The sequence below is a fragment of the Micromonospora sp. A200 genome (assembly GCF_029893845.1).
Classification (GTDB): domain Bacteria; phylum Actinomycetota; class Actinomycetes; order Mycobacteriales; family Micromonosporaceae; genus Micromonospora; species Micromonospora purpureochromogenes.
Window position 1 is genome coordinate 1 of sequence record NZ_JARXXY010000068.1, and the last position, 14,928, is coordinate 14,928.

Annotated in this window: 16 protein-coding genes and 2 pseudogenes; 6 read left to right on the top strand and 12 right to left on the bottom strand. The window is 71.1% G+C overall.

The genetic code is table 11. The features are described from left to right. Positions 1-183 (top strand): annotated as a pseudogene (locus M2302_RS32280) (IS110 family transposase); the annotation flags it as partial. A gap of 138 nt (positions 184-321) precedes the next feature. Here the strand turns inward: M2302_RS32280 and M2302_RS32285 are convergent. After that, positions 322-1,497, bottom strand: coding sequence for an ROK family transcriptional regulator (locus tag M2302_RS32285; protein ID WP_280841575.1), 1,176 nt, complete (start codon positions 1,495-1,497; stop codon positions 322-324). A 153-nt stretch (positions 1,498-1,650) separates the two neighbouring features. Here M2302_RS32285 and M2302_RS32290 point away from each other — a divergent pair, with 153 nt between their 5' ends. Next, entirely contained in the window at positions 1,651-3,102 is a 1,452-nt protein-coding gene (locus tag M2302_RS32290; RefSeq protein WP_280841576.1) for a glycoside hydrolase family 3 N-terminal domain-containing protein, read from the top strand. A gap of 42 nt (positions 3,103-3,144) precedes the next feature. Here the strand turns inward: M2302_RS32290 and M2302_RS32295 are convergent, their stop codons facing one another. Both M2302_RS32295 and M2302_RS32300 read right to left on the bottom strand, forming a co-directional pair. Then, the gene (locus tag M2302_RS32295; RefSeq protein WP_280841577.1) at positions 3,145-3,501 is read right to left on the bottom strand and encodes an STAS domain-containing protein; all 357 of its coding nucleotides are present in this window, start codon (positions 3,499-3,501) and stop codon (positions 3,145-3,147) included. Positions 3,502-3,868: 367 nt separating this feature from the next. Further along, positions 3,869-4,531, bottom strand: a complete 663-nt coding sequence (locus M2302_RS32300; protein ID WP_280841578.1) for a GNAT family N-acetyltransferase — start codon at positions 4,529-4,531, stop codon at positions 3,869-3,871. A 221-nt stretch (positions 4,532-4,752) separates the two neighbouring features. Here M2302_RS32300 and M2302_RS32305 point away from each other — a divergent pair, with 221 nt between their 5' ends. Both M2302_RS32305 and M2302_RS32310 read left to right on the top strand, forming a co-directional pair. Next, positions 4,753-4,953, top strand: a complete 201-nt coding sequence (locus M2302_RS32305; RefSeq protein ID WP_280841579.1) for a DNA repair protein — start codon at positions 4,753-4,755, stop codon at positions 4,951-4,953. Between the two features lie 113 nt (positions 4,954-5,066). Continuing rightward, positions 5,067-5,588: a hypothetical protein gene (locus M2302_RS32310; protein ID WP_088963631.1), complete on the top strand. Its 522-nt coding sequence runs from the start codon at positions 5,067-5,069 to the stop codon at positions 5,586-5,588. Between the two features lie 186 nt (positions 5,589-5,774). Here the strand turns inward: M2302_RS32310 and M2302_RS32315 are convergent, their stop codons facing one another. The 4 genes from M2302_RS32315 to M2302_RS32330 form a co-directional block, all read right to left on the bottom strand. Next, complete coding sequence (locus M2302_RS32315; protein ID WP_280841580.1) at positions 5,775-6,494, bottom strand: Clp protease N-terminal domain-containing protein; 720 nt, start codon at positions 6,492-6,494, stop codon at positions 5,775-5,777. 165 nt (positions 6,495-6,659) lie between these two features. After that, positions 6,660-7,466, bottom strand: coding sequence for an ABC transporter ATP-binding protein (locus M2302_RS32320; protein WP_280841581.1), 807 nt, complete (start codon positions 7,464-7,466; stop codon positions 6,660-6,662). After that, positions 7,463-8,257 carry a nitrate ABC transporter permease gene (ntrB, locus tag M2302_RS32325; protein WP_280841582.1) on the bottom strand — a complete coding sequence of 265 codons (795 nt, stop codon included), beginning with the start codon at positions 8,255-8,257 and terminating at the stop codon, positions 7,463-7,465. The genes M2302_RS32320 and ntrB overlap by 4 nt, the downstream gene beginning before the upstream one ends. Before the next feature lie 206 nt (positions 8,258-8,463). After that, positions 8,464-9,708: a CmpA/NrtA family ABC transporter substrate-binding protein gene (locus M2302_RS32330; RefSeq protein ID WP_280841583.1), complete on the bottom strand. Its 1,245-nt coding sequence runs from the start codon at positions 9,706-9,708 to the stop codon at positions 8,464-8,466. Positions 9,709-9,971: 263 nt separating this feature from the next. Between M2302_RS32330 and M2302_RS32335 the strand changes: the two genes are divergently transcribed. Beyond that, positions 9,972-11,045, top strand: coding sequence for a uroporphyrinogen-III synthase (locus M2302_RS32335; RefSeq protein ID WP_280841584.1), 1,074 nt, complete (start codon positions 9,972-9,974; stop codon positions 11,043-11,045). Positions 11,046-11,093: 48 nt separating this feature from the next. Here M2302_RS32335 and M2302_RS33235 read toward each other — a convergent pair. The 3 genes and pseudogenes from M2302_RS33235 to amcA form a co-directional block, all read right to left on the bottom strand. After that, positions 11,094-11,251, bottom strand: a pseudogene (locus M2302_RS33235) (radical SAM protein); the annotation flags it as partial. Then, on the bottom strand, positions 11,248-11,565 hold the full coding sequence (locus tag M2302_RS32340; RefSeq protein WP_280841585.1) for a hypothetical protein: 318 nt from the start codon (positions 11,563-11,565) through the stop codon (positions 11,248-11,250). The gene M2302_RS32340 and the pseudogene M2302_RS33235, both read right to left, overlap by 4 nt. Beyond that, a complete protein-coding gene (amcA, locus tag M2302_RS32345; RefSeq protein ID WP_280841586.1) occupies positions 11,562-11,726 on the bottom strand; it encodes a multiple cyclophane-containing RiPP AmcA in 165 nt (54 codons plus the stop codon). Before amcA ends, M2302_RS32340 begins: the two co-directional genes overlap by 4 nt. 364 nt (positions 11,727-12,090) lie before the next feature. Here amcA and M2302_RS32350 point away from each other — a divergent pair, with 364 nt between their 5' ends. Then, a complete protein-coding gene (locus tag M2302_RS32350) occupies positions 12,091-13,317 on the top strand; it encodes a helix-turn-helix transcriptional regulator (RefSeq protein WP_280841587.1) in 1,227 nt (408 codons plus the stop codon). A gap of 6 nt (positions 13,318-13,323) precedes the next feature. Here the strand turns inward: M2302_RS32350 and M2302_RS32355 are convergent, their stop codons facing one another. Together M2302_RS32355 and M2302_RS32360 are read right to left on the bottom strand one after the other, a co-directional pair. Then, a complete protein-coding gene (locus tag M2302_RS32355; RefSeq protein ID WP_280841589.1) occupies positions 13,324-14,004 on the bottom strand; it encodes a YdcF family protein in 681 nt (226 codons plus the stop codon). Positions 14,005-14,212: 208 nt separating this feature from the next. After that, positions 14,213-14,653 (bottom strand): NUDIX domain-containing protein, encoded by a 441-nt coding sequence (locus tag M2302_RS32360; RefSeq protein ID WP_280841588.1) that lies wholly within the window; start codon positions 14,651-14,653, stop codon positions 14,213-14,215. Positions 14,654-14,928: the final 275 nt, after the last annotated feature.

Consider the following 14,928-nt stretch of genomic DNA (forward strand, 5'->3'; position numbering starts at 1 on the left):
CGCGCCCTGCACACCATCGCCCTGTCCCGACTGCGTTACGACGAACGCACCCGCGCCTACGCCGACCACCGCCGCACCCAAGGCAAAACCGACCGCGAGATCAAACGCTGCCTCAAGCGCTACATCGCCCGAGAGCTCTACCGACGCCTCGAAACCCCACCCCAACCACTTGACCCGGCATAGGAGCGTCCGGCCGCCGGGCCGGGGCGGGCGACCGCCCCGGCCCGGCCCGGCCCACCGGCCCGCCCGGCGGGATCTTGCCGCAGGCAGACCGGTGGTGAAGAATTCCTTCACATGGCGGGTGGCGTACGGCGACGGGCGTCAGCCGACCGTCGACCCGAAGACCTCGTCCCGGACGGCGTTCAGCGCCGTACGCAGCGCGCCCCGCAGGATCGGCTCCTCGGTCAGCCCGGTCGGCACCACCCGGGGCCGGACCAGCGTGATCGCGGCGACCTCCTGCTGCACCCGCTCGGCCAGCGCCGCCCCGCCAGCCTGCCCGACCTCGCCGGCGAGCACCACCAGCGGCGGGTCCAGCACCACGCAGGTGCTGGCCACGCCGAGGGCCAGCCGCCGGGCCAACTCGTCGAGCATCGGGGCGCCGGCCGTACCGGCGGCGACGGCGTCGCGCACCGCGTCGGCCGCGCAGCCGGCGTCGAAGCCGTGCTCACGGGCCACCGCGTGAACCGCGTCCGCCCCGGCGAGCTGCTGGAACGCCGGCTTGGCCCGACGGGAGACGTCACGCGGGATCGGCACCCCGGGCACCGGCAGGTAGCCGATCTCACCGGCCGCGCCGCTGCTGCCGTGGTGCAGCCGCCCGCCCAGCATGATCGCCAGACCGACGCCGGCGCCCACCCAGACCAGCACGAAGTCGCCCAGCCCCTGGGCCGCGCCGGACTGCGCCTCGGCGACGGCGGCCAGGTTGACGTCGTTCTCGAAGACCACCGGGGTGTGCAGGTCCTCGCGGAGCGCGGCGAGCAGGCCGCGGTGCCAGCGCGGCAGGTTGAAGGCGAAGGTGATGTCGCCGGTGCCCGGGTCCACCAGGCCGGGGGTGCCCAGCACCACCCGCCGCACGCTGGACAGCTCCGCGCCCGCGCTGCTCGCCGCCCGCACCACCGCGTTGTGCACCACGCCGACCGGGTCGTCGGTGTCCCGGGTGGACTGCTCCACCCGGCCGATGACGGCTCCGGTGATGTCGGCGCAGGCCGCCACCACCCGCTCCGCGCCGACGTCCACGCCGACCACGTGCGCGCTGCCCGGGCGTACCGCGTAGAGCTGGGCGTTCGGGCCCCGCCCGCCGGCCTGCTCACCGACCCGGGTGACCAGCCCGCGCTCCTCCAGCCGCTCGACCAGCTGCGAGGCGGTGACCTTGGACAGGCCGGTCAGCTCGCCGAGCCGGGCCCGGGTCAGCGGGCCCCGTTCGAGCAGCAGTTCCAGTGCCGCTCGGTCGTTGAGCGCCCGCAACAGGCGGGGTGTGCCGGGCAGCCGGGTCGCACTCATGCCACGTCCTCTGATTTCCGTAAACTTCGCCAACCGAATCGACCTGCGGGCGGGTGCCCGTAGCGTATCGGCCACCCCGTACCCGGGAACTCGGACGACCGACCGCTCCCGGTGCGACACTCGTGCCGTCCGGCACCGAAGGGGGAAAGACACGTGGGGCTGGATCCAGGACTGCGCCGGCTCGCGCTGGGCACGCTGCTCGCCGCTTATCCGGGGCCGGTGCCGCCGCAGTGGGCCGTCGACCTGGTCGCCGAGGGGCTGGCCGGGCACACCCTGTTCGGCACCAACGTCCACGATCCCGCGCAGGTGGCCGCGAGCACCCTCGCGCTGCGCGCCGGCCGGCCGGACGTGCTGATCGCCATCGACGAGGAGGGCGGCGACGTCACCCGGCTGGCGCACGCCACCGGCAGCCCGTACCCGGGCAACGCGGCGCTCGGCGCGGTCGACGACACCGCGCTCACCGGCCGGGTCTACGCGGCCATCGGCACCGAGCTGGCCGCCCTCGGCATCACCGTCAACCTGGCCCCGACCGTCGACGTCAACACCGCCGACGAGAACCCGGTGATCGGCACCCGGTCGTTCGGCGCCGACCCGGCCCGGGTCGCCGCCCACTCCGCCGCCGCCGTCGAGGGTCTCCAGTCGGTCGGGGTCGCCGCCTGCGCCAAGCACTTCCCCGGGCACGGCGCCACCGTGGCCGACTCGCACCACGAGCTGCCCACCGTGGACGTGTCCCCGGCGCTGCTGCGCGAGCGCGACCTGCCGCCGTTCGCGGCAATCGTCGAGGCGGGCGCCCGGGCCGTGATGACCGCCCACATCCGGGTGCCGGCGCTCACCGGGGACGGGCCGGCCACGTTCAGCCGGGCCGTCCTGGTCGACCTGCTCCGCGGCGAGTACCGCTTCACCGGCACGGTGATCACCGACGCGCTGGAGATGCAGGGCGCCGCGCTGGCCGCCGGCGGGGTCGGGCCGGCCGCCGTGCGCGCGCTGGCCGCCGGCGCGGACCTGCTCTGCATCGGCGCGAAGGTCGACGCCGCGCTGGTCGAGCACGTGGCCGGCGAGATCGTCACGGCGATCGGCGACGGCCGGCTGGACCGCGCCCGGGTCGAGGAGGCGGCCGGCCGCACCGCCGCGCTCGCCGCCTGGACCCGGGCCGCCGGCATCCCGCCGACCATCCCCACCGACCTCGGGTACGCCGCCGCGCGCCGCGCGGTCCGCGTCGAGGGCGAGGTCGACGGGCTGGCCCGGCCGCTGGTGGTGCAGCTGCACGCCACCGCCACCATGGCCGAGGGGCGGGTGCCCTGGGGGCTGGGCCCGCACCTGGACGGCCTGGACGAGGTACGCGTCGTCGCCACTGAGACGGATGCCGCCGCGCTGGGGCGGCTCGCCGACGGCCGGCCGATCGTGCTGGTCGGGCGGCACCTGCACCGGCTGCCCGGCGGCGCCGAGCTGGTCGACGCGCTGGCCGCCGCGTACCCGGTGACCGTGGTCGAGATGGGCTGGCCGGGGCGCTGGCGGCCGACCGGCGCGCGCGCCTTCGTCACCACCTACGGGGCGAGCCACGCCAACGGCCGGGCGGCGGCGGAGGCGCTGGGGCTGATCGGTTGAGGCCCGGTTGCCGCGTGGCGCGGGCCGGCGGGGGCCGGGGTGCTAGGCGGCGGGGGCGTCGGGGTCGACGGCGGCCGGGTTCCGGTGCCGGGGCGCGAGCCCGACCAGGCTGTCGACGCCGGTGATCCGCAGCACCCGGGCCACCACCGGCTGCGGGTCGACCACCCGGAGGCTGGCGCCCCGACCGACGGCCTCGGCGGCCCCGTGCAGCAGGGCGGCGACGCCGGTCGAGTCCAGGAAGGGCACCTCGGCGAGGTCCACGACCAGCTCCACCGTGTCCGGCAGGTCGAGGGCGGCGGCCAGGGCGTCCTGCACCACGACGGCGGTGGCGATGTCCAGGTCGCCGACGGGCCGCAGGACGATCCGCCCATCGTCCTCGTGCTGCCTGTCCACCCGCATGTCCCGCTCCTCGCCGAGCTGCCGCCGTCGCGGCACGACGATACCCGCCGGGCGGCGCGACAGCCTGGGTCGCGGTCCGCCGCCCGCCCACCCCGCACGCTCCGTCACCGTCGTCGCCCACCGGGCTCACGGCTCTTGCCGCAGCTCAAGTCCACTACCGGACACGCCGAAAGGGTCGGTTACCCCTTGCTCAGGGGTCAATCCGTACGTAGCGTCACCAGCAACGGGACCGGTCGGCGGGTACGCCGGCGCATGGGAGGGCCTGGGGAAGGCTGCGGACCGTGGATTCGGCCCGGAATCCACGGTCCGCGCCCTGCCACCACGACGCCGCGGCGCGGTCAGCGCGGCGCCACGCCCGCGGGACCGGTCACCGGGGATAGACGCCGTACGATCGCCAGCCCCGGTCCGGGAAGCCGGCCGCCTCCGCCACCCGGGCCGAGGCGACGTTGGCCGGGTCGTGCCGGTACGTCGGGACGGCGCCCTCGTCGAGCACCCGCCGGGCGGCCTGGGCGACCAGCCGGCGGGCCAGGCCCCGGCCGCGGGCGGCCGGCGTCGTACCCACCGCCAGCTCGTGTCCGTACAGGTCGTGTCGCTTGATCCCGACACCGGCGAGGTAGCCGCCGTCGGTGTCCCGGACCACCAGCACCTCCCGGTCGAACAGCCGCAGCCAGGGAGGGAACGCCGGGTCGGTCGGCGGGACCCAGCGCCCCACCTCGGGCAGCGGGGCCGGGTCCAGGCACCACCGGAAGACGTCGTCGGCGAGCATCCAGCCCGGTTGGCCGACGGCGGCGGGCAGCGCCGCGAGCAGCTCGGCCTCCCGCCCGCGGGCCAGCGCGCGGATCGCCTCCACCCGCTCGGGCGGCACCGAGAGCACGGTGCTGCCGGCGGCCTGGACGGCGATCGCCGGTCGCAGCCGCCCGTCCCAGGACGGTCGCCCGCGCCGGCGGGAGCCGACGACGTGCAAACCGGGGCCGGCCGGCCACTGGCCCAGCCAGGTGACCAGGTGCAGGTAGAGCCGGCGGTCGAGCACCGGACACCTCCCTCGCCCGCTCGGGTACGACCACCTCGTCGTGATCACCGTACGCCGTGCCGGCCGTGCCGACCTTCCGTTGCGCTCGACGCGGGCCGGTTGACGGCCTGGCCGCCCGGGTAGACGTACCGAGCGAGGTCGATGCCCGGGAACCCGAGACATCGATCGAGCGTCATATTCATTTCCATACATGTACAACTTCTTTTGGGACGGTAATGGTCATGCCGAATCAGCCGAATGACCGGTACCAGCAGGACACCGCGAGGATCTGGCGGGCGGCCGAGGCCGCCGGGCGATTTCCGGGCCAACCGCCGTACCGGGAGGCGCGGACCGGGCGCGGGGTGAATGCCGCGCTCTCCTGGGGCGACCTCAACAGCCTTCCCGCGGGCGTCTCCTCCCGCCGGGGCCTCACCGCCCGCTGACCGCGCCGGAGAAAGCGGCGACACACCCGGGGCGTCCAGCCGGGGCTTTCGCACACCTGTCGGGTAGCGTCTTGTGGTCCGAAACTCGGCCTACGACAGGAGAAGCTCCGCGCATGGGCAAGAAGACGATCCACGTCTCCGACTTCAGTGGCACGGTACTGCGGGCCGACGACGAGGTGGTCAAGGTCGTCGTGCTGGAGCACCCTGACCTGGTGGCCGGGCCCGTGCAGCTGGACGCCACCCCGATCGAGGTGGAGAGCATCGACGACGCGGCGCTGGACGTGGCGGTGGTGGAGATCCACGACCGGCACGGCGGCGGCGAGCCGCGCCGGGTGGTGCTGACCGCCAGCGAGTTCGACGCGATGGCCACCGACGTACCGATGGCCCAACTGCTGCGCACCGCCGAGCGGGTACGCCCGCCGAAGGCGCGCAAGAGCGCGGAGAAGATCGACTACGGCACCATCGAGCACGCCGGCCGGCCGCACCGCGGCCGGGTCACCGAGGAGGAGGCCCGACTGGTCCGCGAGCAGCTGGACGAGGTGAACAAGCGCCTCGCCGACGCCGGCATCCGGCAGGTCGACCCGACCGACCCGGAGCACGCCGCCCGCTACGGCTTCCCCGTCGCCGTCGCCTGACCCCGTACCCGTCGATGGCCGGGGCGTCCCCCCGTGCCGCGCCCCGGCCACCGACGGACCGTCACCGCCCCACCCAGGCCGGGTGTGCCGGCCGGGCGCGACGGCGGGACGGTCCACCTGGGACTCTGCCGACATCCAGAGGGCGGGAACTCCCCGGTGCGGGGGACATCGGGTCCCCCGCGAGGGTCACCGGTACAGCGCCAGGGTGGCGGTGATCCGTTCCTCGACACCGTCCTTGCCCAGGCCCAGCCCGGAGAGCACGCCCGAGCCGTCCTCCAGCTCCAGCAGGGCGAGCAGGATGTGCTCGGTGCCGATGTAGTTGTGCCCGAGGCGCAGCGCCTCGCGGAAGGTCAGTTCGAGGGCCTTCTTGCCCTGCGCGTCGTAGGGGATCAGGTCGGGCACCTGGTCGGCGGGGGGCGGGAGCGCCGCCGTAGCCGCCTGCCGCACGGCGTCCAGCGACACGCCCTCGTCGACGATCGCCTTGGCGGCCAGCGCGTCCGGCTCGGCCAGCAGCCCCAGCACCAGGTGCTCGGCGCGGATCTCCGCGTGCCCGGTGGCCCGGGCCTCGTTCTGCGAGGCCATCACGACGTTGCGGGCCCGCGGGGTGAAGCGGCCGAAGCCGGCGCTCGGGTCGAGGGCGGCGGCCGCGTCGACCTTCGCGGCGGAGCGCTTCTGGGCGGCCTGCTTGCTGACCCCCATGCTCTTGCCGATTTCGGTCCACGAGGCACCGGAGCGCCGGGCCTGGTCCACGAAGTGGCCGATCAGGTGGTCGGCCAGCTCGTCCAGGTGGTCGGCCGCGATGACCGCGTCGCTGAGCTGGTCGAGCGCGTCGGGATGGGCCTTCTTGATGGCCCGGATGAGGTCGTCGAGGCGTACCGGGTTCGTCATCTGGATGGGATCCGTCATGCGTCAACCATAGGTTGACGGCTCTCGTACGTCAACGACTGGTTGACGACCGGGATCGACGTAGGCGGCGATGATGCGCCGATGGGACGTGGGAGCCGGACCTTGGATTCTCACGGCGTGTTCCCGCAAGCCTCCAAGATCCGGCGGAGGTGTCGTCGGTTGCGCTCAGGCCACCGCAGCCTCGGCGGGCTCCACGTCGTTGTCCGCGATGAGGAGATCCACGAGTTGCTTCTGGATGCCGTCGTACGCGGGATGGTGCACGACAGTCGTACGGTTGCGTGGCCGGGGGATCGGTACGTCGATGGTGGTGCGCACCGACGGGTAGGGCAGGTTGGCCATCACCACGATCCGGTCGGCGAGCAGGATCGCCTCGTCCAGACCGTGCGTCACCATCAACACGGTCTCGGTCTCCGACTCGCTGTCCCACAGGTCGACGAGCTGCTGCTGCAGCCGGGAGCGGGTCAGCGCGTCCAGGGCGCCGAACGGCTCGTCGAGCAACAGTGTTCGGGGCGCAACCGCGAACGCCCGGGCCACCGCCGCACGCTGGGCCATGCCGCCGGAGACCTGCCCCGGCCGCTTGTTGCGGTGCTCCCACAGCGATACCGCGGTCAGGTACCGCTCGACCATCTCGTCGACCCGGGCCCGCTTCCAGTCCGGGCGGGACTCCTGCACCGCAACCCGGACGTTCTGCCGCAGGCTCAGCCACGGCAGCAGCGAGTAGTTCTGGAACACCATCGCGCGGTCGGGCCCCGGCCCGGTGACCGGCTGCCCGTCGATCCGCACCGTGCCGCTGTCCGCCGTGACCAGCCCGCCGACGATGTTGAGCAGGGTCGACTTTCCGCAGCCGGAGTGCCCGATGAAGGAGACGAACTCGCCGGTGTCGATGGTCAGGTCGACGCCGCGCAGCACCTCCTGGGGCGCGTGCCCCCGGCGCCGGAACGATTTGCGGACGCCGTTGATGGCGATGGTCATCCGTGTACCTCCTCAGGAGTGACCCACCGGGAGAGCATGAGCAGGATCGTGTCGAGGACGAGCCCGACCACACCGATGAGCACGATTGCCGCGACCACCTTGTCGAGTTCCAGGGCGTTGTACGAGTTCCAGACGAAGTAACCGATGCCGGAGTTGCCCTGGAGCATCTCGACCGCGACGATGACCATCCAGCCGATGCCCATGGACAACCGCAGGCCGGTGATGATGGACGGCAGCGCGTTGGGTATCAGCACGTGCCACAGGTACGCCAGCGGTCGGAACTTGAAGACCAGTGCCACGTTGCGCTGGTCGCGGGGGATGGAACCGGCACCCGCCGCGGTGTTGATCAGAGTGGGCCACAGCGCGGTGATGAAGATGACGATGACCGCCGACTGTGCCGGTTCCTCGATGATGTAGAGCCAGATCGGGAACCAGGCCAGTGGCGACACCGGACGGAGCACCTGCACGAGCGGGTTGAGCGCGGACCAGACGGGTCGGACCGCGCCCATGATCAGCCCGAGCGCGATGCCGACCAGCGCGGCCAGACCGAATCCCAGGAACACCCGCCTCAGCGAGACGTACAGGTGCAGACCGATGCCCTTGTCGTTGGTGGTGTTGAAGAACGGTCGGCTGAGCAGGTCGCCGAGGGTCCGGGCGCTGTCGAGCGGACCCGGCACCGCGGTTGAGCCAAGGGTCGCGAACTGCCACAGCGCCACGAACACCGCGAGACCGACCACGGCCCAGAGGGCGGCCACCACGAAGCTGGCCAGTCGACTGCCCCACGCAGTCAACCAGGAGGGTGTCGCCGGGCCACGGTGGCCGGCAACGTCGATGTCTGGTGTCGGGGCCGCCGACCGCGATCCGTTTCCGGCGGCCGGCGTCGCCGGCGCGCCGATTCCCTCGCCTGCCCCATCGGCCGGGGCGACTGACGTCAGCGTGGGACCACTCGAGTCGTTCGCGGCCGGCGCGACGGCGCTCGGTGTTGCGTCGCCCGAGGTCATGGCCGCCGGGCCTCGTCCGCGACGTTCTTCGGGTCAAACATGATGTTGTCCAATTTGATGTGGAAAGGTGCCATGTCGTCGTCCGGAATCTTGATGCCCTCGGCGGCGGCGACCTTCGCGTAAAGGTCGTGCAGGATGAGTTCGTCGGCGAGCTTGGCGTAGTCCGGAGTTTCCTTGACGAGGCCGAAGCGCTGGTACTGGGCAAGGAACCAGTACACATGGGAGCGTCGCGGGAGCGATGTCTCGCCGTCCCGGAAGAACATCATCTGATCGCCGGTGTAGGTCTTGGTGCCGAGGCCGGCACCGAGGTCGTACTGGCCGAGCAGTCGGCCCTTGATGTTGGCGGCCGGCGCGTTGACGTAGCCCACCGGCGCCAGCATGTCGGCCAGCTTGTCGCGGTTGGCGAGGTCGTCCAGCCACCTGGCGGCCTTGAGCGTGGCCTTCATGATGTCGGCCAACGTGTCCTGGTCATTGGTGAGCTTGGCACCCACCACCAGCGCCTTCTCCGGGTGGTGCTGCCAGATGTCCTGAGTGGTGAGGTGGGTGAACCCGATGTCCTTCTGGACCGCCACCGCACCCCACGGCTCGCCCACGCAGTACCCGTCCTGGTTGTTGGCGGCCATGTTGGACACCATCTGCGGTGGCGGCACCGCCGAGACCTGGATGTTGGAGGTGTCGGCCTTGGTGGCCTTGAGCCAGTAGCGCAGCCACGTGTCGTGGGTGCCGCCCGGGAAGGTCATGGCCAGCTTGGGCTTCTCCTTCTCGAGGAGCTCCTTCGCCGCACCCAGGTCACCGTAACCGGCACCGGCGTACGCTTTCTTCAGCGTGATGGCCTGGCCGTTGTTGCTCAGCACCATGGCGATCTTGAGGTCGGTCGTGCCGGCCTTTCCGCCGATGCCCATCGCGACCGACAGCGGCATGCTGAACAGGACGTGCCCGCCGTCGATCTCGCCGCTCAGGAGGTTGTCCCGGGTCGCCGGCCACGACGCCTGCTTGATCAGTTCGACGTCCAAGCCACGCTCGGCGAAGTAGCCGAGCTGCTTGGCCGCGATCAATGGCGCGCAGTCGGTGAGCGCGATGAATCCGAGTTTGACCTTGCGCAGGTTCTTACCGCCAGCGCCGGCGGGCTGGCCGGGGTTTTCATCGACAGCGCACGCGGTCAGGATGCTACCGGCAGCCGCCACGGCGGCAGCAGATCCGGTGAGGCGAAGAAAGCCGCGGCGGTTCAGGGAGGTGGTCATGGCCCGAGACCGTAGGGTCGCCGGAAATCAAGGGCATTGCCGAGCCATCAACTCCGCGTGAGGCGAGGTGCACAAGGCATTTGTTGCGCCGCGGTTAATGAATCCGACGAGCGGATGTGTCGGAGACATCATGCCACGAAGAGCTTCGATGGGAGAAACGGCTCACCACTTGCTGTACGGCCGGCAACGTACCAGAAACGCACCGCCCCCAGACTCCCCGCATGACGTCGACCGGAGCTGGCCCGACGTTGACAGGATATACGGTGGTCGTTACCGACAGCGGCCTGCAACATGTCGCGGCGTTGCTACGTCAACACGGGGCGGTGATCGTTGACCTACCGGTGTTGCGTACCCTGCCCGGCTCCCGGGACGCGAGATTGCGCATCGCCACCCGGCGGCTCATCCAGGCTCCGGTCGATCATGTCCTCGCCACCACCGCGGCGGGATGGACCCGGTGGCTGTCCGCGGCGGCAGCATGGGGACTGGCGGATCCGCTCCGGTCCGCGCTCAGCTCCGCGAGCATCCTGTCGATGAACGAATCGGTCAGCGCCGCACTGGTGGAGACCGGCTTCACCCACGACTGGGTGTCGTCGACCGGCGACCTCGGCGAGGCGGTGACCTGGCTGCTCGGCCGCGACCCGGTGAGCCGCCGGGTCGCGGTGACCACCGACGACGCGCTGCCCGCGCGATCAATCGACAGACTCCGCACGCACGGCATCGAGGTGATGGTCGTGCCGACCCGTGGCTCGGCTCGACCAGTCGGCCTGGCACCGCTGAACCGGCTCGCGCAGATGGTCATCCAGCGCGAGGTGCACGCGGTCACGTTCGCCACCGCCGCCGGAGCGAGCGCGCTGGTCGACTTCACGACCCGGGCCGGTCGCGGGTACCTGCTGCTGCGTGCGCTGGCGACGGACGTCGCGGTCGCGACCGCCCACGCGGAGTCGGCCTCGTTCTTCCGCTCCCGGGACATACCGGTCTCCTGGGCGGCCGACGGCAGCCCCGACGCACTCGCCCGGCACCTCGTGGAGGTCCTGGTGGCGCGCCGCCGGCAGTTCCAGGCCCGCGGTCATCGCTTTACCGTGCAGGGCAATGCCGTGCTGGTCAACGGTACGACTATCCGGCTCGGGTCGCGGCCGGCGACGGTCATGCGCTCCCTCGCCGACTACCCGGGTCACACGCTGTCCCGCAGCGCCATCGAACGGTTCGTACCCATGTCCCACCGCGCCGGGAGCATCGGCGCCGACCAGGCCGTATGGCGCCTGCGGGCGGAGCTCGGAGATTACGGCTGGCTCGTAGCCACCGACATCGGCCGGGGCTACCGCCTCATCGTGGACTGAGCGCGGTCCGTCCATTGCCGAGATCTGGAACGGCGAACGCCTGCGCGACGCATTGCTCATGAGGCGGCGGGACCTGCGGTCAGGCAGGTAGCAGTAGCTGCAGTCCAGGTTGCAGAAGCTGGTGGGCTGCAGGACCAGGGTGTGGAGGTCCCGCCGATGGCCGGCCGTCCCGTCGCGGTGATGATCCCGATGTCCCGGACGGTCATGTCTCCTCCGGTGTCTGCGGTTCGGCGGTGGACGGGCGGCGGCTGCGGTGCCGGGCCGGCCAGCCGAGGAACCGGTCGAACAGGTCCCGGACGTCGCCGGTGGTGCTCGCGTTGAGTCGGTGCAGGTCGTCGATGGCCTCGTGCAGGCGGCCGGACAGGTAGAGCAGCAGGTTGAGCCGGCTGTCCTGGTAGCTGGTCAACAGGGCGAGCTTGGCCCGTCCACAGGGCCAGGGCTGCCCGCATGCCCGGCACAGCCAGAGCGGACGCAGCGGCAGATGTTCCGGCGGCACGAGCGCGGGCAGCTTGCTGCTCATCGGCGACCGCCGTCCCGCACCTGCCGCTCGAAGAGCTGACGCCACACGTGGGTCAGCAATGGCGGATCAGCCCGCGGAGCCTGTGGCCACGCCGGATCCTCGGGGATCAACTTCTGTCGCCAGGAACGGTCCAGCGCATGCCGCGAGATGTACACCGTCACGCGAGCCTCCTTGAGCGGGCGGACGGGCGGTGGGCTCGCCGGAACATGGACGAGCCCACCGCCACACCCCGGCGGCTGGGAGCAGACCGCCGGTCACCCGCCCACGCAGCCCTCATGGCGGTACGCGAACGGGGAAGACGCCGAGAGAAATTGCCCCGGGGCTGGCCGAGCCGGCGGCTCAGGCCGTCGTTAGCTGCGCCGCGCATCGAGCCCCTCCGCTCCCTGTCAGTTGTGCCAGTCGCAGGCATCGGCACACGTCCGTTACCTGGGGTGAACTGAACGTAGGGGCGGCCTGGCAGAGGAACCGGGAAAATCCGTACCGGGTCCGACGGTGATCAGCGGGCAGGGTGATGGTGTGCGAGGGATGACGGACGACATGACGATCGGCCAGCGCGTCGCCTTCTACCGGCGCCGGCGAGGGCTTTCCCAAGAGGTGCTGGCCGGGTTGGTCGGCAAGACACAGGAGTGGTTGCGCAAGGTCGAGACGAACCGCGCCGACCTGGACCGGCTGTCAGTCATTCGCTCGATCGCCAAAGCCCTCGACGTGTCCCTTGGGGACTTGATCGGCGCACCCAGCCTGTTCGAGTGGTCCGATGAGTCCGGCCGGGAGACCATCCCCGCTTTACGCGCTGCGCTCCACGACTATCGGCACCTCGCCCCTACGCTTGCCAGCACGGCCGCCGTCGAGGCCCCCGCCCTGCACGAGATCGAGAGCGACGTCGCCGAGATCTGGACCGCCTACCAGCACTCGCGGTACGGCACGCTCGCCCGCCGGCTCCCCTACCTCATCCACGACTGCCTCACCGCCACCGAGGCCTACAACGGCGACGACGGCCAGCGCGCACACGCGATGACCGCTTACGCCCACCAGCTCGCCGCGTTGTTCCTGACCAAGCTCGGCGAAGGTGACCTCGCCTGGACCGCCGCCAGCCGAGGACTGGTCGCCGCCAACGCCAGCCACGACCACGTCGTCATCGGCTCACTCAGCCGCTCCGCCGCGCACTCCCTGGTCTCAATAGGCGAATATGCGCAGGCCCGTGGCCTCGCCGCCACCGCGGCGCAGTTCCTCGAACCACGGCTGACCAGGCCCACACCGCAACTCCTATCGGTCTACGGCAGCCTGCACCTCGTCTGTGCCCTCGCCGCGGCCCGAGACGACGACCGTGCCTCCGCCGACACCCACATTGCCGAAGCCGACGCCGCAGCCACCCAGCTTGGTGCCGACGGCAACCACGTGTGGACCGCCTTCGGACCCACCAACGTGTCGATCCACAAGACGACCGTGGCGATGGAACTCGGCGACCTGCAGCGCGCCATCGCCATCGGTGCCCCACTCGACACGGCTGCCCTGCCGGTCGAGCGGCAGGTCCGCCACGCCATCGAGACCGCGCGAGCGCTGGCGCGGTGGAACCGCATCGACGACGCCCTCGGCGCGCTCTTGGATGCGGAGGTCATCGGGCCGGATCAGGTGCGCTACCACCGGCTCTCCCGCGACCTCGTCCGGGACATTCTCACCCGGCCCCGGCCGCCCCGACTGGCCGTCGAACTCAGCGAACGGATGGGCGTCCGGTCGGGAGGACCGCGCTGGTAGCCGTGATCAGATCAGTCGGCTCGTGTAGCCGGCTGCCACCAGGCGCTCGAAGGCGGCCCGTACCTCGTCCGGTATCTCCTGCGGGATCGCGAACCCGCGCTCCGCGTACACCTCGATCCGTTGCGTGTCCCCGACCAGCATGTCCACCACCCGCCGCGGGTCACCGATGCTGCGCACGTAGTCGTCCAGTTCCAGAGGATTCGACGCGCACACCACATCGACTTCCGGCCACATCAGCTTGCAGGTGGCGTACGCGCGGCGCTGTTGGTAGGGACGCGACATGACCATGACCGAGCGCACCGTGATCTGCCGCTCGGCGAGGAGCGCACGCGAGTACTCCAGGTTCTCGGCGGTGTTCGTCGCGCGCGGCTCCACGAGAATCGACTCCGCCGGCACGCCCTGCTCGACCGCGTACTCGCGGTAGTGCACTGCCTCGCCGCGAGGGAACCGCTCGACCGTCGTCGGCGCGTTCGCGCCGGTGAACACGATCCACGGGAACAGGCCCTCGTGGAACAGGCGCGTCGCGATCACCGCGACGCCGAGGTCATGGCTGCCCAGCCCGATCCCCACATCACACGGGCGTAACTCCTGGTGCATGTCGTGGTACCGCCACAGCGTCTCCACGTCCGCCCGGATCTCATCCGGGATCACCTGGGTCGGCGCCGCCGTGTGCCGGTTCATCAACAGGGCTGTCGACGGAATCTGCTTCGCGCCCTGTTCCCTCATGCCGTCAGCGTAGGGGTAACGAGGCGGCGGTATGCAGGGTGTAGTCATCGTCGTATCGCCACATCTTTATCGGCACCCTGGCCGCCGCGCCCGGGACGGCACCTGCAGCCAGCACGAAGCCATCGAAGCCGCCCCGGGGGACTTCAGGCCATGATCCGGTCAGGCCGCCCTACACCGAGAGCAGTGCCTCCTCGTTGGCGGCGATGAACGCCTTCAGCGCATCCGGCTTGAGATCCACCGCGGGCAGCTTGTCAATCGTCACCCGGTCCAGCTGGTACTCGCCACGCGAGGGATCAGCGAACTCCTGCCCGGTACGTGCGTCCTCCTGCAACTGAAGCAAGCGACAGGCGAAGAAGTGCTGGACCGAAACGCCATCGCCGGCGGGAGCGGTGAACAAGAACACCTGGACGAACCGATCTGCGTCGGCGCCAAGCTCCTCGTGCAGCTCACGGCGCAACGCCGCCTCCAGGGAGACATCGTCCGACTCCAGACCGCCGCCCGGCGTTGTCCAGTACGGCGCTTGACCGGGCTTGATCCTCTTGATCAGCACGAGGCGGTCATCCTCATCGAGAAGAATGGCCCGCACCGACCTCCGCACGATCTGACGCACGACCTGCCCCTATCCGCCCACGCGACCGACTCACCGACAGCAGTGTGAAGTTACCCGGCCGGCGATAGCGCGCACATGAGTTGCCGTCCGGGCGGACCCGCGTCCAACCGGAGCCAGCCCGGTCCGAGGGCTCCAGAGCACCCACCGAGCAACTACCCACCACAGCAGAGACGAAAAAAGGGGTCTTGTGACGCATGTGTGGGTGGTTCGGTGCGTCGTTTATGGCGCATGCCGTTGTCCTGCCTAGGTTCTGGCTTGTCGAAGGTCAGAACTGG